This window comes from Bradyrhizobium sp. 142, from assembly GCF_023074015.1.
Taxonomy (GTDB): domain Bacteria; phylum Pseudomonadota; class Alphaproteobacteria; order Rhizobiales; family Xanthobacteraceae; genus Bradyrhizobium.
Genome location: NZ_JADPKQ010000173.1, coordinates 1 through 20,207, shown reverse-complemented (window position 1 = coordinate 20,207; position 20,207 = coordinate 1). Strand labels below are relative to the sequence as shown.

The 20,207-nt window shown below is 64.0% G+C and carries 20 protein-coding genes; 9 read left to right on the top strand and 11 right to left on the bottom strand.

The annotated features are described in order from the left end of the window. Window positions 1-5: 5 nt before the first annotated feature. The 10 genes from pstC to IVA82_RS16210 form a co-directional block, all read right to left on the bottom strand. Window positions 6-995 (bottom strand): phosphate ABC transporter permease subunit PstC, encoded by a 990-nt coding sequence (gene pstC / locus IVA82_RS16255; RefSeq protein WP_247383190.1) that lies wholly within the window; start codon window positions 993-995, stop codon window positions 6-8. A gap of 156 nt (window positions 996-1,151) precedes the next feature. Then, the gene (gene pstS, locus IVA82_RS16250) at window positions 1,152-2,162 is read right to left on the bottom strand and encodes a phosphate ABC transporter substrate-binding protein PstS (RefSeq protein WP_247383179.1); all 1,011 of its coding nucleotides are present in this window, start codon (window positions 2,160-2,162) and stop codon (window positions 1,152-1,154) included. Window positions 2,163-2,307: 145 nt separating this feature from the next. After that, entirely contained in the window at window positions 2,308-3,606 is a 1,299-nt protein-coding gene (locus IVA82_RS16245) for an ATP-binding protein (protein ID WP_247383178.1), read from the bottom strand. Window positions 3,607-3,639: 33 nt separating this feature from the next. Then, window positions 3,640-4,695 (bottom strand): lysylphosphatidylglycerol synthase domain-containing protein, encoded by a 1,056-nt coding sequence (locus IVA82_RS16240; protein WP_148739316.1) that lies wholly within the window; start codon window positions 4,693-4,695, stop codon window positions 3,640-3,642. Between the two features lie 424 nt (window positions 4,696-5,119). Beyond that, the gene (locus tag IVA82_RS16235) at window positions 5,120-5,551 is read right to left on the bottom strand and encodes a GNAT family N-acetyltransferase (RefSeq protein ID WP_247383177.1); all 432 of its coding nucleotides are present in this window, start codon (window positions 5,549-5,551) and stop codon (window positions 5,120-5,122) included. A gap of 18 nt (window positions 5,552-5,569) precedes the next feature. After that, a complete protein-coding gene (locus IVA82_RS16230; RefSeq protein ID WP_247383176.1) occupies window positions 5,570-5,797 on the bottom strand; it encodes an Rdx family protein in 228 nt (75 codons plus the stop codon). A gap of 19 nt (window positions 5,798-5,816) precedes the next feature. Continuing rightward, on the bottom strand, window positions 5,817-6,719 hold the full coding sequence (locus IVA82_RS16225) for a haloalkane dehalogenase (protein WP_247383175.1): 903 nt from the start codon (window positions 6,717-6,719) through the stop codon (window positions 5,817-5,819). Beyond that, entirely contained in the window at window positions 6,716-7,306 is a 591-nt protein-coding gene (locus tag IVA82_RS16220; RefSeq protein ID WP_247383174.1) for a TetR/AcrR family transcriptional regulator, read from the bottom strand. Before IVA82_RS16220 ends, IVA82_RS16225 begins: the two co-directional genes overlap by 4 nt. A 111-nt stretch (window positions 7,307-7,417) precedes the next feature. Then, window positions 7,418-7,714 (bottom strand): hypothetical protein, encoded by a 297-nt coding sequence (locus IVA82_RS16215; RefSeq protein ID WP_247383173.1) that lies wholly within the window; start codon window positions 7,712-7,714, stop codon window positions 7,418-7,420. 2 nt (window positions 7,715-7,716) lie between these two features. Next, on the bottom strand, window positions 7,717-9,111 hold the full coding sequence (locus tag IVA82_RS16210) for an OmpA family protein (RefSeq protein WP_247383172.1): 1,395 nt from the start codon (window positions 9,109-9,111) through the stop codon (window positions 7,717-7,719). Between the two features lie 165 nt (window positions 9,112-9,276). On the opposite strand from IVA82_RS16210, the gene IVA82_RS16205 reads away from it, so the two are divergent. Further along, entirely contained in the window at window positions 9,277-10,335 is a 1,059-nt protein-coding gene (locus tag IVA82_RS16205; protein ID WP_247383170.1) for a polysaccharide deacetylase family protein, read from the top strand. 222 nt (window positions 10,336-10,557) lie between these two features. Continuing rightward, window positions 10,558-11,367, top strand: a complete 810-nt coding sequence (locus IVA82_RS16200; RefSeq protein WP_247383169.1) for an SDR family oxidoreductase — start codon at window positions 10,558-10,560, stop codon at window positions 11,365-11,367. 170 nt (window positions 11,368-11,537) lie between these two features. Here IVA82_RS16200 and IVA82_RS16195 read toward each other — a convergent pair whose 3' ends face one another. Next, window positions 11,538-12,866 (bottom strand): MFS transporter, encoded by a 1,329-nt coding sequence (locus IVA82_RS16195; protein ID WP_247383168.1) that lies wholly within the window; start codon window positions 12,864-12,866, stop codon window positions 11,538-11,540. A 182-nt stretch (window positions 12,867-13,048) separates the two neighbouring features. Between IVA82_RS16195 and cyoA the strand changes: the two genes are divergently transcribed. Genes cyoA through IVA82_RS16160 form a run of 7 tightly spaced genes read left to right on the top strand, consistent with a single transcriptional unit; the run spans window position 13,049 to window position 19,961 of the window. Further along, window positions 13,049-14,209, top strand: coding sequence for a ubiquinol oxidase subunit II (cyoA, locus tag IVA82_RS16190; RefSeq protein ID WP_247383166.1), 1,161 nt, complete (start codon window positions 13,049-13,051; stop codon window positions 14,207-14,209). A gap of 11 nt (window positions 14,210-14,220) precedes the next feature. Beyond that, window positions 14,221-16,218 (top strand): cytochrome o ubiquinol oxidase subunit I, encoded by a 1,998-nt coding sequence (gene cyoB, locus IVA82_RS16185; protein WP_247383164.1) that lies wholly within the window; start codon window positions 14,221-14,223, stop codon window positions 16,216-16,218. Beyond that, the gene (cyoC, locus tag IVA82_RS16180) at window positions 16,219-16,848 is read left to right on the top strand and encodes a cytochrome o ubiquinol oxidase subunit III (protein ID WP_247383162.1); all 630 of its coding nucleotides are present in this window, start codon (window positions 16,219-16,221) and stop codon (window positions 16,846-16,848) included. Continuing rightward, window positions 16,845-17,219: a cytochrome o ubiquinol oxidase subunit IV gene (gene cyoD / locus IVA82_RS16175; protein ID WP_247383161.1), complete on the top strand. Its 375-nt coding sequence runs from the start codon at window positions 16,845-16,847 to the stop codon at window positions 17,217-17,219. The genes cyoC and cyoD overlap by 4 nt, the downstream gene beginning before the upstream one ends. A gap of 13 nt (window positions 17,220-17,232) precedes the next feature. Further along, window positions 17,233-18,075, top strand: a complete 843-nt coding sequence (locus IVA82_RS16170) for an SURF1 family protein (RefSeq protein WP_247383160.1) — start codon at window positions 17,233-17,235, stop codon at window positions 18,073-18,075. Next, window positions 18,047-19,438, top strand: coding sequence for an ATP-binding protein (locus IVA82_RS16165; RefSeq protein ID WP_247383159.1), 1,392 nt, complete (start codon window positions 18,047-18,049; stop codon window positions 19,436-19,438). Before IVA82_RS16170 ends, IVA82_RS16165 begins: the two co-directional genes overlap by 29 nt. Beyond that, on the top strand, window positions 19,428-19,961 hold the full coding sequence (locus IVA82_RS16160) for a response regulator transcription factor (protein WP_247383157.1): 534 nt from the start codon (window positions 19,428-19,430) through the stop codon (window positions 19,959-19,961). The genes IVA82_RS16165 and IVA82_RS16160 overlap by 11 nt, the downstream gene beginning before the upstream one ends. The last annotated feature ends 246 nt before the right edge of the window (window positions 19,962-20,207 follow it).

Here is a 20,207-nt window from a genome sequence, read left to right as displayed (position 1 = left end):
ATGGCTTAGTTCCCCGCCTTCTTTTCCAGCCGCATCAGCATCAGCCGCGCCGCTGCGAGCACGAAGAACGTCAGCACGAACAGGAGGAGGCCGAGCAGGATCAGACCGGACTGATGCAGACCGTCGCTCTCGGCGAATTCGCTCGCGATCGCCGCCGAGATGGTGGTGCCCGGGGCGAAGATCGACGAGGAGATCCGGAACGAGTTGCCGATGATGAAGGTCACCGCCATGGTCTCGCCGAGCGCACGTCCCAGCGCCAGCATGATGCCGCCGATGACACCGACGCGGGTATAGGGGATGACCACGCTGCGGACGACCTCCCAGGTGGTGCAGCCAACACCGTAGGCAGCCTCTTTAAGGACCGGCGGGACCGTCTTGAATACGTCGACCGAGATCGAGGTGATGAAGGGCAGCACCATGATCGCGAGAATCAGTGCCGCATTGAACAGGCTGAGATAGGACGGCGGGCCGGCGAAGACCGCACCGAGCACGGGAACGCCGTCGAATATCTTGATCATGAAGGGCTGGAAGGTGTTGGCCAGGAACGGGCCCAGCACGAAGAAGCCCCACATGCCGTAAATGATCGAGGGAATGCCTGCGAGCAGCTCAACCGCCATGCCGATTGGGCGGCGCAGCCATTGCGGGCACAGCTCGGTCAGAAAGATCGCAATGCCGAGACCGACCGGGATGGCGATCAGCATCGCGATGAAGGAGGTGACGAGCGTGCCGTAGATCGGTCCGAGCGCACCGAGCACGGGCGGATCGGCCGACGGCGCCCAGCGCTGCGTCCACAGGAACGACGCGCCGAATTCCTTCATCGCCGGGAAGGCGCCGACGATCAGCGAAATGATGATGCCGCCGAGGATGAGCAGCACCGATATCGCGCTCAACCGCGTGATCCAGTAGAAGGTGATATCGCCGAGCTTGAACGCGCCCAACGCCTTGGCGCGGTCATACGGTCCGGCGTCGTCGACGATATCGCTCTGAACGGCCATCTCTGCCACGCCGATCCCCTGTACTGACTATACTTGTTCTTGCGATTCTTGTGACACCGGTCTCGTGCCCCGGATGCAGCGCGGCGCTGATCCGGGGCCGAAGTCGTGTGTGCGCGGTGCAGCCCTTGAGCTCACACCGCGCTCGGCAACAAGAGCTTAGCTCTTGATGTCGGCAGCCCAGGTCTTCTCGATCAGCTTCACGACGCTGTCCGGCATCGGGATGTAGTCGAGCTCCTCGGCCGCCTTGCCGCCGCTCTTGAAGGCCCAGCGGAAGAACTTGATGGCTTCCTGCGAGGCGGCCTTGTCGGTCGCATCCTTGTGCATGAGGATGAAGGTCGCCGCCGTGATCGGCCAGGACTTCTCGCCAGGCTGATCGGTCAGGATCACGTAGTAGCCCGGAGCCTTGGCCCAGTCGGCGTTGGCGGCGGCCGCCTGGAAGGCTTCGACCGTCGGCTGCACCGGCTTGCCGGCCTTGTTGACGAGGCCGGTATAGGTGAGCTTGTTCTGCTTGGCGTAGGCGTACTCGACATAGCCGATCGAGTTCTTGGTCTGGCCGATATTGCCCGAGACGCCTTCATTGCCCTTGGCGCCGACGCCAACCGGCCACTCGACCGCGGTGCCCTCACCGACCTTGCTCTTCCAGTCGGCGCTCACCTTGGAGAGATAGTTGGTGAAGTTGAAGGTCGTGCCCGAACCGTCGGAGCGGCGGACCACGGTGATCGCCTCGGACGGCAGCTTCACGTTCGGATTGAGCTTCTTGATGGCCGGATCATCCCACTTGGTGATCTTGCCGAGATAGACGCTGGCAAGCGTCTCGCCGTCGAACACCAGCTCGCCCGACTTCACGCCCTCGATGTTGACGACGGGAACGATGGCGCCCATCACCATCGGCCACTGCACGAGGCCGTCCTTTTCGAGCTGCTCGGCCTTGAGCGGCGCGTCGGTCGCGCCGAAGGTCACGGTCTTGGCCTGGATCTGCTTGATGCCGCCGCCGGAGCCGATCGACTGGTAGTTCAGACCGTTGCCGGTCTCCTTCTTGTAGGCGTCAGCCCACTTGGAATAGATCGGGAACGGGAAGGTCGCACCGGCGCCCGTGATATCGGCCGCGAAGGCCGACGTCGATGCGGCCACCAAGCCAGCAACGACGATGGTTTTGAGGAAATTCATGCTGGTCTCCATACAGGGGAGCGAAGCGCCTTACGCGCCCGATCGCGCTCCCCATGCCGCCCCCTTTAGGAGCGGTCGGCTGTGCTTTTACGAAGCTTTCGTGACAGTTGGATGACAGGCCTAAGCAGCTGAAATCGCTTGAATTTCAGCTCAGAGCTGAGGGCCTTGTCTGGGGAAAACAGGCGCTGAACGTGGCGCCCTGTTTGGGCACGCTTTCGATCAGGAGCCGGCCACGATGGCGGTTAAGGATATGTTTCACCAACGATAATCCGAGCCCGGTGCCGCCTTGCGAGCGGCTGTCGCCGACGTCGACCCGGTAGAAGCGCTCGGTCAACCGCGGCAGATGCTCGGGCGCGATACCGGGGCCGAAATCGCGGACCATGACCCGGATTTCCTGGGTTCCATCAGGGGCGTCGGCAGAGGTCAGCAACACGATGACGCGACCGCCCGAGGCGCCGTATTTGAGCGCATTCTCGATCAAATTCTCGAACAGGCGCAGCAGCTCCTCCCGGTCGCCCGCGATCATCACCGGCGCCTCCGGCAAATGGGTCTCGACATCGACCTGGCGCTCCCGCGCCAGGGGTTCGAGTCCGTCGGCGACCTGGAGAATGATCGGCAGCAGGTCGACCAGGGTATCAGGCCGGACATGGGCGGACAGCTCGACCCGCGATAACGACAAGAGGTCGTCGATCAGGCGCGCCATGCGGGTGGCCTGGTTGTGCATGATGCCGAGGAAGCGCTCACGCGCCTTGGGATCGTCCTTGGCCTGGCCCTGGAGCGTGTCGATGAAGCCGGACAGCGCGGCCAGCGGCGTGCGCAGTTCGTGGCTGGCATTGGCGACGAAATCGGCGCGCATTTCCTCGACCCGGCGCAGCGGCGTCTGGTCGTGGAAGGTCATCAGCATGCATTTGTCGGCGCCTCCAAAGGTGGTCGGCACTGGCACCGGTGTGATCATCAGCTCCATCCAGCGATCGACCGGCACATGGTCGAGATAGGTCGCACGCCGCGGCTCGGTGGTCGCGATCGCCTCGCGCAGCGCGGTGATGATCTCGGGCGAGCGCAGCGCGAACTGGGCGAGCTCGTTCCTGCGCAGCGCCGGCGCCAGCTGGGCGGCGGCGGCATTGAGATGGATGACGCGGCCGGCGCGGTCGAGCAGCACCGCCGGATCCGGCATGCCGGCGACGACTGCGGCCACCGCCGCGCTCTCGACCGGATTGACGCGGCGGGTGTCGTCGCGCGAGGCAGCCGTATCGTGCAGACGCCAGGGTATCAACGCCGCCGCCGCGATGCAGAGGAACACCGCCGCCCCTCGCATCACCGACAATTCGCCGAGCGAGACCACCACCGACAGCGCCAGCGCCGCGGCGATCAGGATGATGGTCGAGTGCCGCAGCCGGTCGGACCAGGGCTGGGCAGAGGGAGAAGATGGGGCGTCGATCGCCATCGGGGCGGACTTCTCCTAGGGGGCTTGCGCCGGTCAGGCGCCGCTGTCGCTGCGCTCTCTCACATAGGCGGCTTCACGCGCCGGACCGGGGTCGAGCTTGAGCGCCGCCTGTTGCAGACGCTTGGATCGCGCGCCGATTATAACTTCGCGAAACGTCAGCAAGATTACAGATATGACGAAGGGGGATAGATAATAGAGGACGCGGAACAGGAGCATGCCGCCCAAAAGCTCCTCGCGGTCCATCTGCCACAGGCCGACCAGCATGGCGGCGTCGAATACGCCGAGGCCCCCGGGCGAGTGGCTGGCGAAGCCGAGCAGCGTCGCCGAGACGAAGATCACCGCGACCACGACGAAGCCGAGATTGGGCTCATCCGGGACCAGCACGTACATCGCGAGCGCGCAGAAGCCGAGATCGATGATGCCGATGGCGACCTGGAGCAGCGTCAGCGGACCGCCCGGCAGCACCACCGTCCAGGGCCCGCGGCCGACCACCCGCGGCTGGGTCCAGACCCAGACAACATAGCCGATCAGCGCCACGAGGATCATCATCGCCAGCGTCCGGTTCAGCCAGGGCGGCATCTGGTCGATCGCGGCAGCGGCCTCCGGATGATAGGAGATGCCGAGGCCCAGCACGGCGGCATTGCCGAGCCAGAATGTCAGGCCGGCGAGGAAGCAGATCTTTGCGACGTCGATCGCGTTGAGGCCGTAGGCCGAATAGATGCGGTAGCGCACCGCTCCGCCGGTGAAGACGCTGGCGCCGACATTGTGGCCAATCGAGTAGCTGGTGAAGGCGGCGAGCGCGTTGACGCGATAGGGCACGTGGGTATGGCCGATCGCGCGCACGGCGAACAGGTCGTAGAAGGTCAGGGTGAAATAGCCCGCGGCAACGAACAGCGCCGCCATCGCAATCTGGCTCGGCTCGGTGCTCTTGATCGCTTCGATCACCTCGTTGAAGTCGATGCCTCGCAGCATGTGATAGAGCACATAGCAGGCGATGCCGATGACCGCGACGCTAATCACAACGCCAAGCTTATGCAGGATTTGCTTCTGGCGCAGAAACGACACCGCCCTGCGTATGGCTTCCAGCATCTAGACCTCAAACAACGCTTCAGCGGCCAGGGTGGCCGGCGAACTGGCGGACGACGCACAGGCACTCAACGAACCCTTGCTGCCGGCTCCGGCGTCGCGCAGGCCCCCCACCCCTCCACTAGCGTGTTTTCGGGCGGAGTGGAATTCGCCAATACGAACAAAATCACGTGCCTTCAATATTTTAGGCAGGTTTGCGGGCTCAGGATGCACGGTTTTGCGCTTTCGACGGCAAGGCTGACGCGAATCTCCGTGGCAATCCTGCGCAGAGGCCGTGAAGTTTTGATGATTTCGGCCGCACAATGTTCCGTCGGATTTTAAGCCGATATCAATCTATGGACCGCGCCCGCCTGTTGAAAGAGGAGGCGATCCGGTGTTGTGCACGGATTTTCGGATGCGCCGCAGGGTCGCGGCGCCCGGAGTGGCCTCACGGTGCGGCCAGATAGCCGCGGCCATAGGCACTGGCCTGGTCCTCGAATATCGCCATGGCCGTGGTCATTCGCCGAAAGCCCAGGCGTTCGTAAAAACCCTCCTTGCCCGGCACGGCATAGAGGATGATCTTGCGATGGGTGCGGCAGCGCACCAGCAAGCGCTCGATGATTTCGCGGCCGAGACCTTGTCCTTGACAATCCGGGTGCACGGCGACGTCACAGAGGTAGGCACAGTCGCGGCCGTCGGCCAGCACGCGCCCGGCACCGACGAGGCGGCCTTCGTCATAGGCGAAGGCGCGAAACATGCTGTTGCCGAACACCAGCGCGAGATCGGCTGGCGCCTTGTTGCCGAGTGGAGCGATGCGGTAGAGCGCGGACAGCTCGTGCCAGTCGATACAAGCAAGATCGTCGGCCCAGACAATCGACATCGACGGAGCCCTCCCAGCTCAGTGCCACGCAGCAGTGACGGCGGCGACGATTTCGTCGGTGCCGGGAAAATGCCCTTTACTGCGGCTCGCGACAATCCGGTCGCCGAGCTTGACCTGGAATATGCCTCCCTTGCCCGGCACGAGCTCCGGCTCCAGCGCCAAGTGCCGGCGGAGCGCCGCCGCCGCGTCTTTGGCACGCTTCTCGTAGCCGCAGGGCCGGCAATAGATGATGGTCACGTCAGACATCTCGTCCTCCTTTTTAGTTTTAGGCCGCGTGCGGACGCACCGCCTCGATGCCGGCGATCCAGCCGGCGACCGAGCGGCCGATCGCGTCGGGATGATCCTCCTGAAGATAATGCAGCCCGGGCCCAAGGCGGACGAGCGCGCAGTGCTTCAGCGAGGCAGCGAACGTCTCGGCAAAATCCGGGGCGACGAGCGTTCCCGGTTCACCCGTGAACAGCAGCTTTGGATATGAGGATGCAGCGAGCGAGGCATGCGCCGAATTGAGCGCTTCGCAGACATCGGCCGGCTCGCCCTCGATCGGCAGCTCACGAGGAAAGGCGAGGACGGGGCGGCGGCTCTCCGGCGTCGGGAAGGGCGCACGATAAGGCGCCATCTCGTCCTCGCCGAGCGTGCGCACGATGCCACCGGGCAGCACACGTTCGACGAAGGCGTTTGCCTCCAGGATCATGGCTTCTCCCTCGCCCTGCGTCCTGGACTTGCGGAAGGCGTGACGCGCGGCGTCGGCCTGATGGAAATCCTGCCAGCGGGGCATCGGCCGGATGAACTCCATGAAGGCGAGTCCCCGAACGAAATCCGACCGGCGCGCGGCAAGATGAAATGCGAGCGCAGTGCCCCAGTCCTGCGCGACGAGATAGGCCGATTTGATGCCGCGCTCTTCGATGAATGCATCAAGATAGCGGACATGATCGAAGAAGCGGTAGGCGATGTCGGGCTTGCCAGACTGGCCGAAGCCGATGAGGTCGGGCGCGATACAATGCGCCACCGGCGCCACCAGCGGCAGGATGTTGCGCCAGATGTGCGACGAGGTGGGATTGCCGTGCAGGAACAGCGCGACCGGCTGATCGCGCACGCTCATCTCGCGATAGGCCATCGTGCTGCCGAGGACTGGGGCGTTGCGGATTTCGATTTCGGCTGGCTTGCTCATGTCGGTTCCCTGAACACCGTTTGGAATGCGATGGTCTTGAAACGTTCGAGCGCATCGGGATTGCGATCGACCTTCATGCGCAGGATCGCGCCCTGCCAGGACGCGAGCAGGAAGTCGGCAAGCTCCTCCGGCTCGAAATTCGATGCGATCTCGTTGCGCGTCTGCGCCTCGGCGATGCAGGCCGCGAACGGCATGCGCCACTCGGCAAAAATTTCGGCAAGGCGCGTGCGCAGCATCTCGCTGCTCCCTGCGGCTTCCAGACTGAGATCGCCGATCAGGCAGCCGCGGCCAAAGTCGTCGGCCTCGAGCCGGCCGGTGATGATGTCGAGATAACGCTTGAGCCGAGCGCGCGGCGTCAGCGAGGCGTCATCGAGGGCTTCGGCGACCAGTCCCCTGGTGATGTCGAAGTAGCGGTCGAGCACCTCCGATGCGAACGCCTCCTTGGAACGGAAATGATTGGTGAACGACCCCTGCGGGGCGCCCGCTGCAGCGGTGACGTCGCGCACGCTGGTGCCGTGATAGCCGGTCCGAAACATGACCTTGAGGCCGGCGTCGAGGATGGCGTCTTTGAGTGACGGCTTTGGCATGGAGTTATTAATACGTACGTACGTATTATGGTCAAGCGCAGAGTTGTCTCTAAAGCAATCTGCTTGTTAATCAATCAGTTATCGTGAGAGCTGGCGTCGAGCGGCCGAGCTTCAGGCCACTGGCATGCTGCGCGCGACCACGCGGTCGCGCAGCCAAGCGCCGATGGTGCAGCCGACGAGATAGCAGGCGAGCATGATCAGCCCGAGATCGAGCCAGTAGCCGAAGCGGCCGGGGACAACATGAGCGAGCGAGGCCGCGACCAGCGCGGCGACGAGCGCGGCAAGCCAGCGCGCGGTCACTTTCGAAGTGCCGTTGCCGCGCTGGACCACCGAAATCCAGCCCATCGCAAACCCCAGCAGCAGGGATCCGATCAACCAACCCAGATGGAACGAAACGAGATAGGGCATCGTCACCTCACCAGAAATTCGATGCGGCGGTTCTGGGCCTTGCCGTCGTCGGTCTCGTTGCCGGCGACGGGCTGCGTGCTGCCATAGCCGACCGCGGTGAAGCGGTTGGCGGGCAGGCCGGCCTTGACCAGATAATCGATCACCGCCTGCGCGCGCTTCTCGGACAACGTCTGGTTGAAGCCGTCCTCACCATCGGCATCGGTGTGTCCGGCGACTTCGATATTGGTGGTCGGACAGCGCAGTGCCGTCTCGATCAGATGATCGAGGATGCCGGCGGAATCCGGATCGATGTCGGCGCGTTTCGCTGCGAAGCGTATCTTGCCTTTGCCCAGAAGGTCCGAGAACAATTGCTGGCAGACGGTGCCATCGACCGGCCCCGCCGCAGGCTTCACCGTGATCTCCAGCTTGTATTGCCAGGCTTTTGGAAAGTCCTTGCCGAGGCCGGCGCGAATGTCGTTGGCAGCACCTTCGTACAGCGCATCGCCCGATAGCTTCACCTCGCGATCGGAGACGACCAGGGTGCCGGTCGACAGCCGCGACAGCGCGCCAAGCGCGGCGAGCACGACCGTGTTGAAGGAGCTGGGGGCGCCGATGCTGGCCTTGAGATTGTCGACGATCTTTTCGTTGAAGAACTTCCGCGACGCGCTGGTCGCCAGCGCAGCGTGGACGTTGTTGTCGGGCACGTAGCCGGTCAGCGTCACCGTCGCGGCAACCGGGTCCTTGTAGGCCTGGAAGATGTAGGGCGGCGCCTTGATGTCGTTGGCGGCGATCGAAAAACCCTCGGGCAGGTTCTTCAGCGCGGCTGCAATCGCCTCGCGGCCGCCGAGTTCGCGGGCCATGCCCGCCAGATTGACCTTGGTGTCCGAGATCGTGATCTTGCCGTCCTTCAGCTTGCCGATCTGGTCGAGCAACAGCATCGCGGCGGCCTCGAAACGCGGTGGTGCGCCGCGCGCCAGGCCCATCTGATCGGCCACCTCGACCCCGCCGACCTCCTTGCGGGCCGCCTCGGTCAGCCGGCCTTTCATCGACGGCAAGGGCGCGGAGCCCGACAGCGTCACCCGCACGACGTCCCGCTCGGCGTTCCAGACGAAGGGTTTTGCCTCAGGAACAAGGCGGGTGCGGTCATCGACCAGGCGCACGCCGGGCACGATCTCGACCGCCATCACGGCGTCGCGGCGACCCTCTTCGGAGAAGGCATCCGCGGCCAGGCCGACGTCGCGGCCGTCGACCGCGATCCGGGTCTTGTCCAGAACGGTCTCCTTGAGCGCGGCGGAACTGCGGGCCGACAGGTCGGCCTCCACCGGCAAGGTGTTATTCCAAGCCGCAAATCCCCACATGACGGCAAGGGGGATCAACCCTGGCCACCATTTGCCGGCCCACCTGAAAAGCTTTTGCATTCGACGACCCGAACTCTGGAACCGGAGACAAAACAAACCCTTGGCAGGCTGTCAAACCGGAAATGGCGCCCTTCCGAAGACCCTGCGTGGACAATTGGAATAACTTTTTCTTCAAGGGTGTGACCGTAAGTTGCAGGCGGAATGCCAGGGGTCGGCCGCCGGGTCATGAAACAACTGCGTAACAACGTTATCCGCGCCGGGCTGGGAGCACTCTATTTCAGCGGGGCGCACCACCTTTTGCGCCCGCTTTTGGCGGGCGTCGGCGCCATTTTCATGCTGCACCATGTGCGGCCGGCCCGCGAGGCCGCGTTTCAGCCGAACCGGCATCTCGAAGTCACACCCGATTTCCTGCGCGCGACCCTGAGCCATCTGAGCTCGCGCGATATCGACATCGTCAGCATGGACGAGCTACATGAGCGGCTGGTGCAGGGCAACTTCGACCGCCGCTTCGCCGCCTTCACCCTCGACGACGGTTATCGCGACAATCTCGAATTTGCCCTGCCGGTGCTGCGCGATTTTGACGCGCCCTTGGCTGTCTATGTCGCCAGCGATTTCGCCGAAGGCACGGGACGGCTGTGGTGGACGGCGCTGGAAGCCGTGATCGCCAACACGGATCAGGTCGACGTGCAGATCGGCAATTCCGTGCTGCGGCTCGATGCCACGTCACCTGCGGCAAAGCAGGCAGCGTTCGACCGCCTGCACGACTGGCTGCGCGCGTTGCCGGGCGAGCATGATCTCAAGCGCGAGATCGAAGCGCTCTGCGCCAGATACGGCGTCGACATCGCTGCGCTGTGCCGCAGCCTCTGTCTGTCCTGGGACGAGGTTAAGCGGCTCGCCGCCGATCCGCTGGTCACGATCGGCGCGCACAGCATCAGCCATTGCAACCTCGCCAGGCAGAGCGAGGAGATTGCCGCGCAGGAGATGGCGGTGAGCAAGCTGCGGATCGAGCATGCGCTGCAGGCGCCCGTACTGCACTTCGCCTATCCCTATGGCGACCGCGAGGCGGCGGGGAATCGCGAATTCGCACTGGCGGCGGCGGCCGGCTTCAAGACTGCGGTAACGACGCGGCCCGGCATGCTGTTCGCCGAGAGCGCCGGCCAGATGACCGCGCTGCCGCGCGTCTCGCTCAACGGGAACTACCAGGACACGCGAATTCTCCCGGTGTTGACCTCGGGTGCAGCGACCGCGATGTGGAACGGCTTTCGCCGCTTTGCGGCGGCGTAGGCCTCAATCTCCGCTGTCGTCCCGGACTCAGACGTCGTCCTGGCGAAAGCCAGGACCCATTGCCACCGCCGTTCATTTTGCGACGCGCTCGGGCCACAGCTCGTTCAAACACCTCAATCCTGGGGTAATGGGTCCTGGCTTTCGCCAGGACGACTGCAGGGTTGGCTTCCTTGACTCCCCTCCCCGCCCCGCTCAAAACATCGCCAACCAGAGGGAGGCGTCATGTTCAAGGATCTGTTCTCGCTCAAAGGCCGCGTCGCGCTGGTGACCGGCGGATCGCGCGGCATCGGTAAGATGATCGCGGCGGGATTTCTCAGCGCAGGCGCGGCAAAGGTTTACATCACCGCGCGCAAGGCAGGGCCTTGCGAGGAAACCGCCAGGGAGCTCTCCGCGCAATATGACGGCGAATGCATCGCGCTGCCGATCGACATCTCGACGCTTGCCGGCGCCGAACTGCTGGCGAGTGAATTCGAAAAGCGCGAGCAAAGGCTCGACATACTCGTCAACAATGCGGGTGCGGCCTGGGGCGCGGAGTTCGACGAGTTTCCGGAGAGCGGCTGGGACAAGGTGATGAATCTCAACGTCAAGGCGCCGTTCTTCCTGACCAAAGCGCTGGCACCGGCATTACGCGCGGCAGCTTCCGCAGAGCGGCCGGCGAAGGTGATCAACATCGCCTCGATCGACGGCATTTTCGTCAATCCGATGGAGACCTATTCCTACGCCGCCAGCAAGGCCGGGCTGATTCATCTGACGCGGCGGATGGCGGTGAAGCTGATCTCCGATCACGTTGTGGTCACCGCGATTGCACCAGGCCCGTTCCAATCCGACATGAACCGCGCCGCACGCGACCACGGCGACGAGGTCGCAACGCGCGTGCCCGCGGGCCGTATCGGCACTGACGAGGACATGGCTGGCACTGCGATCTATCTGGCCTCGCGCGCGGGCGATTACGTGGTGGGCGCGACCATCGCGGTCGACGGCGGGATCGTTTATGCGAATCCGGGGATCAAGGGCAGCGGGTGGGATAGTTGAGGCTGGCACTCCACTGTCGTCCCGGACAAGCACAGCGAAGCGAAGCGCAGATCCGGGACCTATAACCACAGGATACTGAAATAGGCACGCTGGTAGCTCCAGCGTGCTTCAACAATAAGCAGTCGGGATAATGGGTCCTGGCTTTCGCCAGGACGATATCGCAGCTGACGTTAACCGCCCGCGTCCATATCGCCCGCCTCGCGCTGGCCGCTGAGCCACAGCGCCAGCAGGGTCCAGAACGCGCCGGAGAGCAGGTAGGCACCGGAGGCAATGACGCCGAGATTGGTCGCGAGCAACAAAGCTGCGAGCGGGGCAAAGCCGGCGCCGAACAGCCAGGCCATGTCGGAGGTCAGCGCGGACGCCGTGTAGCGGTACATCTGCTTGAAGTTGGAGGCGATGGCGCCCGAGGACTGGCCGAAGGACAGGCCGAGCAGGATGAAGCCGATCACCATGTAGATGGTCTCGCCGAACGCACCGGCATCGAGCAGCTGCGGAGCGAATCCGCTATAGACCGCGATCGCGATCGCCGAGCCCATCAGCAGCGACTTGCGGCCGACGCGGTCGGCAATCACGCCGGACAGCACGATTGCGCCGACCCCGAACACGGCGGCGACGATCTCGATGATCAAGAAGCGCACCGGGCTTTCGCGGGTGAACAGGAAGACCCAGGACAACGGAAACACCGTGACCATGTGGAACAGCGCGAAGCTCGCCAGCGGCGCGAACGCGCCGAGCATGATGTTGTGGCCTTCGCGGGCGACGGTGTCGGAGATGCGCGACGGCTGCAATTCGCGGGTCTCGAACAGCGAAGCATATTCCTCCGTCGTCACCATGCGCAGGCGAGCGAACAGCGCCACGACATTGATGGCAAACGCAACGAAGAACGGATAGCGCCAGCCCCAGTCGAAGAAATCGTCGGCCGAAAGATTGCCGGCGAAATAGGCAAACAGCGCGCTCGCCACGATCAGCCCGAGCGGCGCCCCTAGCTGCGGCACCATCGCGTACCAGCCGCGCTTCGAGGGCGGTGCATTCAGCGCCAGCAGCGAGGCCAGACCGTCCCAGGCACCGCCCCAGGCCAAACCCTGCGCGATGCGTGCCAGCGCCAGCAGCCAGATCGCGGCGCTGCCGATCTCGCGATAGCCCGGCAGGAACGCGATCGCGACGGTGGCGGTGCCGAGCAGGAACAGCGCCGAGATCAGCTTGGCCGTCTTGCCGTACTCGCGGTCGATCGTCATGAAAATGACGGTGCCGAGCGGGCGTGCCACGAAGGCCAGCGCGAAGATCGTGAAGGAATAGAGCGTGCCGGTGAGTTCGCTCGCGAACGGGAACACCAGGCGCGGAAACACGATCACCGAGGCGATCGCGAAGACGAAGAAGTCGAAGAATTCCGAGGTGCGGCCGATGATGACGCCGATGGCGATTTCGCCGGCACTGGCCTGGTCGTGGCCATGCTCGCCCGAGTGGAGGTCTGCCATTGCGGGGGTGTGTGCCGTCGCCATGCGTCGCGCCCTTAACGTCCTGAAAATCAATGCCGGCCGCCCGGCGGGCGCCGGGCAATCTGGACCTGTCTGGCGCAACATTCCGCACTGCAACATTGGACAAATTGTCCAATGTCCGGATTGCTGCGTCGCAGCTACCCCTTGGTCCCGCAAAGGAAACTCATCCTCATAAGGCTCAGCCCGTGTCTCGTCTCAAGATCCTGGCGCTACTACCCTTGGCAGTGGCACTCAGCGGCTGCAATTATATCGTGCTGGCGCCAGCCGGCGATATCGCTGCCCAGCAGCGCGACCTCGTCATCATCTCCACCGTCCTGATGCTTCTCATCGTCGTCCCCGTGATGGCGCTGACGGTGCTGTTCGCGTGGCGCTACCGCCAGACCAACACGACCGCGCGCTATGAGCCGGATTGGGATCACTCGACCAAGCTCGAGCTGGTGATTTGGTCGGCGCCGCTGCTGATCATCGTCTGCTTGGGCGCGCTGACCTGGATGGGCACGCATCTGCTCGACCCCTACCGCACGCTCGGCCGCATCAACGCGGATCGCGCCGTGGATCAGTCCAGGGCCCCGCTCGAGGTCGATGTCGTCGCGCTCGACTGGAAGTGGCTCTTCATCTATCCGGATTACGGCATCGCCACCGTCAACGAGCTTGCGGCGCCGATCGATCGCCCGATCAACTTCCGCATCACCGCATCCTCGGTGATGAACTCGTTCTATGTCCCCGCGCTGGCCGGCCAGATCTACGCGATGCCGGGCATGGAGACCAAGCTCCACGCCGTCGTGAACCATTCCGGCACCTACAAGGGTTTTTCGGCGAACTACAGCGGCGCCGGCTTCTCCGGCATGCACTTCGCCTTCCACGCCCTCGACGACAAGGGTTTTGACGGCTGGATCGCCGGCGCCAAATCGGCCGGCGGCGCGCTCGGCCGCGCCGAATATCTCCAGCTCGAAAAGCCGAGCCAGAACGAGCCGGTGCGGCGCTACGGCACCATCGACTCCGATCTCTACCGCCTGATCCTCAACATGTGCGTCGAGACCGGCAAGATGTGCCAGAGCGAGATGATGGCGATCGACGCCAAGGGCGGCCTCGGTCATGAGGGCCTCAACAACACCCTGCCGCTGGCCTACGACAAGTACGCCCGCCGCGGCACGACGCTTGGGCCCGAGCCGACCTTCGTCGCCGGCACCTGCACGCCCGAGGCGCCGCAGGGCCAGACGACGGCGGCCATCAAGGCGCCGCTCGACACCGCGCCGCTGCTCGGCGCCGGCCTGAAGCGGCCGACCTTCGCGCCGCTCAAATCTTCGTCCTTCTTCCTCGGACAATTTCCGAAGTCAGACTCCTAAAGAGAGCACGCATGTCACCTGATCTTCTCAAGCTCATCTTTGGCCGGCTCACCATCGAATCGCTGCCGCTGCACGAGCCGATCGTCGTCGGCACCTTCGCGGTGGTGGCAACCGGCGGCCTCGTCATGCTCGCCGGTCTCGCCTATTTCCGCGTCTGGGGCTATCTGTGGCGCGAGTGGTTCACCAGCGTCGACCACAAGCGCATCGGCATCATGTACATGATCCTCGGCATCGTGATGCTGCTGCGCGGCTTCGCCGACGCGCTGATGATGCGATTGCAGCAGGCACTCGCCTTTGGCGGCTCCGAAGGCTACCTCAACGCCCATCACTACGACCAGGTCTTCACCGCCCACGGCGTGATCATGATCTTCTTCGTGGCGATGCCGCTGGTCACCGGCCTAATGAACTTCGTCGTGCCCCTACAGATCGGCGCGCGCGACGTGTCGTTCCCGTTCCTGAACAATTTCAGCTTCTGGATGACGGTCGGCGGCGCCGTGCTGGTGATGGCCTCGCTGTTCATCGGCGAATTCGCCCGCACCGGCTGGCTGGCTTATCCGCCGCTGTCGAACATCGGCTACAGTCCGGACGTCGGCGTCGACTATTACATATGGGGACTTCAGGTCGCGGGCGTCGGCACGACGCTGTCCGGCATCAACCTGATCTGCACCATCGTCAAGCTGCGGGCGCCGGGCATGACCATGATGCGGATGCCGGTCTTCACCTGGACCTCGCTCTGCACCAACGTGCTGATCGTCGCTTCCTTCCCGGTTCTGACCGTCGTGCTCGCACTGCTCTCGCTCGATCGCTACGTCGGCACCAACTTCTTCACGAACGATTTCGGCGGCAGCCCGATGATGTACGTGAACCTGATCTGGATCTGGGGCCATCCCGAGGTCTATATCCTGGTTCTCCCCGCGTTCGGCATCTTCTCCGAAGTCACCTCGACCTTTTCGGGCAAGCGGCTGTTCGGCTACACCTCGATGGTCTACGCCACGGTGGTCATCACCATCCTGTCGTACCTGGTCTGGCTGCACCATTTCTTCACGATGGGGTCGGGTGCCAGCGTCAACTCGTTCTTCGGCATAACCACGATGATCATCTCGATCCCGACCGGCGCGAAGATGTTCAACTGGCTGTTCACGATGTATCGCGGCCGGATTCGCTTCGAGCTGCCGATGATGTGGACGATCGCCTTCATGCTGACCTTCGTGCTCGGCGGCATGACCGGCGTGCTGCTCGCGGTGCCGCCGGCCGACTTCGTGCTCCACAACAGCCTGTTCCTGATCGCGCACTTCCACAACGTGATCATCGGCGGCGTGGTGTTCGGCGCATTCGCCGGCATCGGCTACTGGTTCCCGAAGGCGTTCGGCTTCAAGCTCGACCCGTTCTGGGGCAAGCTGTCGTTCTGGTTCTGGGTCACCGGCTTCTACCTCGCCTTCATGCCGCTCTATGTGCTCGGCCTGATGGGCGTGACCCGGCGCCTGCGCGTGTTCGACGATCCGAGCCTGCAGATCTGGTTCATCGTTGCCGGCATCGGCGCTTTCCTGGTCTTCCTCGGCATCCTCTCGATGCTGATGCAGTTCGCCGTCAGCTTCCTCAAGCGCGAGCAGCTCAAGGACGTCACCGGCGATCCCTGGGATGCGCGCACGCTGGAATGGGCGACCTCCTCGCCGCCGCCGGCCTACAACTTCGCCTTCACCCCCGTCGTTCACGACAATGACGCGTGGTGGGACATGAAGAAGCGCGGCTACGTCCGTCCGCTTCTCGGCTTCAAGCCGATCCACATGCCGAGCAACACCGGCACCGGCATCATCCTCGCCGGCTTCGCCACCGCGATGGGATTCGGCCTGATCTGGTACATCTGGTGGCTTGCGGCTGCGAGCTTCATCGCGATGCTCGCCGTCGGGATCGGCCACACCTTCAACTATCACCGCGACTTCGACATCCCGGCCGACGAGGTCATCCGGATCGAAGACGCGCGCACCAAACTGCTCGCCGGAGCCAAGTAAATGACGATCGCTGTCAATCCCACCCAATCGGGCGAGCCGATCTTCTACCTCGCCGACGAACATCCGCATCCGGAAGGCTGGAGCACCTCGCTCGGCTTCTGGATCTACCTGATGAGCGACTGCCTCATCTTCGCGATCCTGTTCGCCACCTTCGGCGTGCTCGGTGGAAACTATGCCGCCGGCCCCGCGCCGAAGGATCTGTTCGACTTGTCACTGGTCGCGGTGAACACCTCGATGCTACTGCTATCGTCGATCACCTATGGCTTTGCCATGCTGACGATGGCGCAGAATCGCATCGGCGCGACGCAGATGTGGCTGGCCATCACCGGCCTGTTCGGCCTCGCCTTTATCGGCATCGAGCTCACCGAGTTCGCCCACATGATCCATGAAGGCGCAACGCCCCAGCGCAGCGCCTTCCTGTCCGCTTTCTTCACGCTGGTCGGCACCCACGGCCTGCACGTCTCCTGCGGCCTGATCTGGCTGGTCACCTTGATGGTGCAGGTCTGGAAGTTCGGCCTGATCGAGGCCAACCGCCGTCGCCTGATGTGCCTGTCGATGTTCTGGCATTTCCTCGACGTGGTCTGGATCGGCGTCTTCACCTTCGTCTATCTCCTGGGAGTTCTGCGATGAACACCGACACCCACGCCGTCCACGCGGACCATCATCACGACGACCACTCGCACGGCTCGCTCTCGACCTACCTCCTCGGCTTCGTGCTTTCGGTGGTGCTCACTGCGATCCCATTCTGGCTGGTGATGAGCGGTGCACTTCCGAGCAAACAGATCACCGCGCTCGTCATCATGGCGTTCGCGGTCGTGCAGATCGTCGTGCACATGATCTACTTCCTGCACATGAACACCAAGTCTGAGAACGGCTGGAGCATGATGGCGCTGATCTTCACCATCGTCATGGTCGTGATCGCACTGTCCGGTTCGCTGTGGGTGATGAGCCACCTCAACAGCAACATGATGCCGATCCATCAGATGACCGGGATGAAGTGAGCGAGACCTTGAAATGAGCAGGACCTGGACCGTGACAGGCAAGGCAAAGGGCGCAAGCGGCAAGGCTGCGCGTCCCCCCTTGTGGCTCACGGTGGTCTCGCTCGCGGCTTTCGCGCTGCTGATCGCCCTCGGCGTCTGGCAGATCGAACGCCGCGCCTGGAAGCTGGCGCTGATCGACCGTGTCGAGCAGCGCGTCCATGCCGCCGCACAGCCGATCCCTTCGCCGACATCGTGGCCGACGGTCACCGCCGCAAGCGATGAATACAGGCACGCCGCCGTCACCGGCCGCTTTCTGTACGACCGAGAGACGCTGGTTCAGGCCGTCACCGAGGAAGGCCCCGGCTATTGGGTGCTGACGCCGCTTGAGCGCGATGACGGAACGCTGGTGCTGATCAATCGCGGCTTCGTCCCGACTGAGCGGCGCGACGCATCGACGCGGCTGGATGGCAATCTGCAAGGCCAGGTCCAAGTCACCGGCCTGCTCCGGATGAGCGAGCCGAAAGGCGGCTTCCTGAGAACCAACGACCCCGTCCACGACCGCTGGTATTCGCGCGACGTCGCCGCAATCGCCGCGGCGCGGGACCTGCACGATGTCGCCCCCTTCTTCATCGATGCCGACGCCGGATCACAATCCGGCGCCGGCCCAATCGGCGGATTGACCGTGGTCCGCTTTCCCAATAACCACCTGATCTACGCGCTGACGTGGTTTGCCCTCGCTTTCATGCTGGCCGGTAAACTTTTCGTCACATTCGGCGACGGGCGGTTCCGCCGCGGGCGCTTCGTCCACGAACCGGCCGGCAAAACCGCCGCCCGCAGGACGGGATCAGATGCTGGAACGATCGTCGAGCCGACCTGACGACGGTAAGTCGCCTTTCCGAGGCGAGCTTGTCGTCACGCTGCAATCGCAGGCGGACGCGCGCAGCGAACTGATTGGCGCGGCTCCGACCGACGACGAAACCAACCGCAAGAACATGGCGCTGCTGATCCAGCTGCGCTGGACCGCGGTGGTCGGCCAGATCGTGACCATCGGCGCCGTGCATTTTGGCCTCGACATCCCCCTGCCGTTGGAACGGATGGGCGCGGTGATCGGCGCGCTGGTGCTGCTCAACGTCTCGAGCCTCGTCTGGGTGCGCCATCGCGCCGCGATCACCAACAACGAGCTGCTGGTCGCGCTGATGCTCGATGTCGCAGCGCTAACCGCGCAGCTCTACCTCAGCGGCGGCGCCACCAATCCCTTCACCTCGCTGTTCCTGCTTCAGGTGACGTTAGGTGCGGTGCTGCTCGATGCCCGTTCGACATGGTCGCTGGTCGCGCTGACCTGCGCCAGCTTCGTCTGGCTGACGCTGGCCTACCGGCCGCTCGAGCTGCCGCCCAATCCGCTCAGCGAAACCTACAGCCTCACCGTTGCCGGCATGCTTTTGGGTTTCGTCCTCAACGCCGTGCTGCTGGTCGTGTTCGTCACCCGCATCAATCGGAACCTGCGCGAACGCGACGCGCATCTGGCGGCGCTGCGCCAGCATGCAGCCGAGCAGGATCACATCGTCCGCATGGGCCTGCTCGCGTCCGGCGCGGCGCATGAGCTCGGCACGCCGCTCGCGTCACTCTCGGTCATCCTCGGCGACTGGCGCCGCATGCCGAATCTCGCCGCCGACCAGGAGCTCGCCGAGGATCTCGTCGAGATGGAGACCTCCCTGCAGCGCTGCAAGTCGATCGTCACGGGCATTCTCGTCTCGGCCGGCGAAGCGCGCGGCGAAGGCTCGTCGCCGACGACGGTGACGGCCTTCGTGACGGCGCTGGTCGAGGAATGGCGCAACGCACGCTCGGCACGCACGCTGTATTTCGTCAACACGTTCGGCGAGGACGTCGCGATCGTCTCCGACGTGGCGCTGAAGCAGGTGATCTTCAACGTGCTCGACAATGCCTACGAGGTCTCGCGTGAGTGGGTGGAACTCGTGGCCGAGCGTGAGGGCGACAATCTCGTGCTCTCGATCAGCGACCGTGGCCCGGGCTTCGCGCCGGAGATGCTGGCGCAGCTCGGAAAGCCCTACCACTCGAGCAAGGGCCGCGCCGGCGGCGGGCTAGGCCTGTTCCTGGTGGTCAACGTGGTGCGCAAGCTCGGCGGCAGCGTCACGGCCGAGAACCACAGGAAGCGCGGCGCCACCGTCCGCCTCACCTTGCCGCTCGCAACGCTCGCGATCGGAGGCAGTTTTGACGCCTGACCGCTCGCTCATCGTCGTCGAGGACGATTCCGGCTTCGCGCGCACGCTCAAGCGCTCGTTCGAGCGCCGCGGCTACGTGGTGGTGCTGGCAGCCTCGATCGAAGAGGTGCGCCAGGTCCTGGAGGAACGGTCGTTCGGTTACGCAGTGGTCGATCTCAAGCTCGGCGGCGCCTCTGGCCTTGCCTGCGTCGAACTCCTGCACACCCACGATGAGGACATGCTGATCGTGGTGCTCACGGGCTTTGCCAGCATCGCCACCGCCGTCGAAGCGATCAAATTGGGGGCCTGCCATTATCTCGCAAAGCCCTCCAACACCGACGACATCGAGGCCGCCTTCAACAAGGCCGAAGGCAACACCGAAGTCGCGCTCGATGCGCGGCCGACTTCAATCAAGACGCTGGAATGGGAACGTATCCACCAGACGCTGATCGAGACCGATTTCAACATCTCGGAAGCAGCACGACGGCTCGGGATGCATCGGCGGACATTGGCAAGGAAGCTCGAGAAGCGGCCGGTGAAGTAGCCTCCCGTCATCCTGGACCAGCGAGCGGAGCGAGCGCCGATCCAGGACCCATAGCCACAGGTAACTCCGAGTCGTTGCTGCAACTCAATCCTATGGTTATGGGTCCTGGCCTTCGCCAGGACGACCACTTGCACGAGCTCCGGCATCAATCGGGATAGGGGGACGCCTCGCGGCGTCGCCCCTCCCACACCACCGTACGTACGGGTCCGTATACGGCGGTTCGGTGGATTATGCGGGTCTCGGGGC

Bases quoted from the DNA above. Each gene is read 5' to 3' on its own strand.
- IVA82_RS16170 (WP_247383160.1), top strand. From the start codon at position 17,233: ATGAGCAGGACCTGGACCGTGACAGGCAAGGCAAAGGGCGCAAGCGGC.
- cyoC (WP_247383162.1), top strand. From the start codon at position 16,219: ATGACGATCGCTGTCAATCCCACCCAATCGGGCGAGCCGATCTTCTAC.
- IVA82_RS16205 (WP_247383170.1), top strand. From the start codon at position 9,277: ATGAAACAACTGCGTAACAACGTTATCCGCGCCGGGCTGGGAGCACTC.
- IVA82_RS16195 (WP_247383168.1), bottom strand. From the start codon at position 12,866: ATGGCGACGGCACACACCCCCGCAATGGCAGACCTCCACTCGGGCGAG.
- IVA82_RS16240 (WP_148739316.1), bottom strand. From the start codon at position 4,695: ATGCTGGAAGCCATACGCAGGGCGGTGTCGTTTCTGCGCCAGAAGCAA.
- IVA82_RS16230 (WP_247383176.1), bottom strand. From the start codon at position 5,797: ATGTCTGACGTGACCATCATCTATTGCCGGCCCTGCGGCTACGAGAAG.
- cyoB (WP_247383164.1), top strand. From the start codon at position 14,221: ATGTCACCTGATCTTCTCAAGCTCATCTTTGGCCGGCTCACCATCGAA.
- cyoD (WP_247383161.1), top strand. From the start codon at position 16,845: ATGAACACCGACACCCACGCCGTCCACGCGGACCATCATCACGACGAC.
- pstS (WP_247383179.1), bottom strand. From the start codon at position 2,162: ATGAATTTCCTCAAAACCATCGTCGTTGCTGGCTTGGTGGCCGCATCG.
- IVA82_RS16235 (WP_247383177.1), bottom strand. From the start codon at position 5,551: ATGTCGATTGTCTGGGCCGACGATCTTGCTTGTATCGACTGGCACGAG.
- IVA82_RS16200 (WP_247383169.1), top strand. From the start codon at position 10,558: ATGTTCAAGGATCTGTTCTCGCTCAAAGGCCGCGTCGCGCTGGTGACC.
- IVA82_RS16245 (WP_247383178.1), bottom strand. From the start codon at position 3,606: ATGGCGATCGACGCCCCATCTTCTCCCTCTGCCCAGCCCTGGTCCGAC.
- IVA82_RS16225 (WP_247383175.1), bottom strand. From the start codon at position 6,719: ATGAGCAAGCCAGCCGAAATCGAAATCCGCAACGCCCCAGTCCTCGGC.
- pstC (WP_247383190.1), bottom strand. From the start codon at position 995: ATGGCCGTTCAGAGCGATATCGTCGACGACGCCGGACCGTATGACCGC.
- IVA82_RS16220 (WP_247383174.1), bottom strand. From the start codon at position 7,306: ATGCCAAAGCCGTCACTCAAAGACGCCATCCTCGACGCCGGCCTCAAG.
- IVA82_RS16165 (WP_247383159.1), top strand. From the start codon at position 18,047: ATGCTGGAACGATCGTCGAGCCGACCTGACGACGGTAAGTCGCCTTTC.
- IVA82_RS16215 (WP_247383173.1), bottom strand. From the start codon at position 7,714: ATGCCCTATCTCGTTTCGTTCCATCTGGGTTGGTTGATCGGATCCCTG.
- IVA82_RS16210 (WP_247383172.1), bottom strand. From the start codon at position 9,111: ATGCAAAAGCTTTTCAGGTGGGCCGGCAAATGGTGGCCAGGGTTGATC.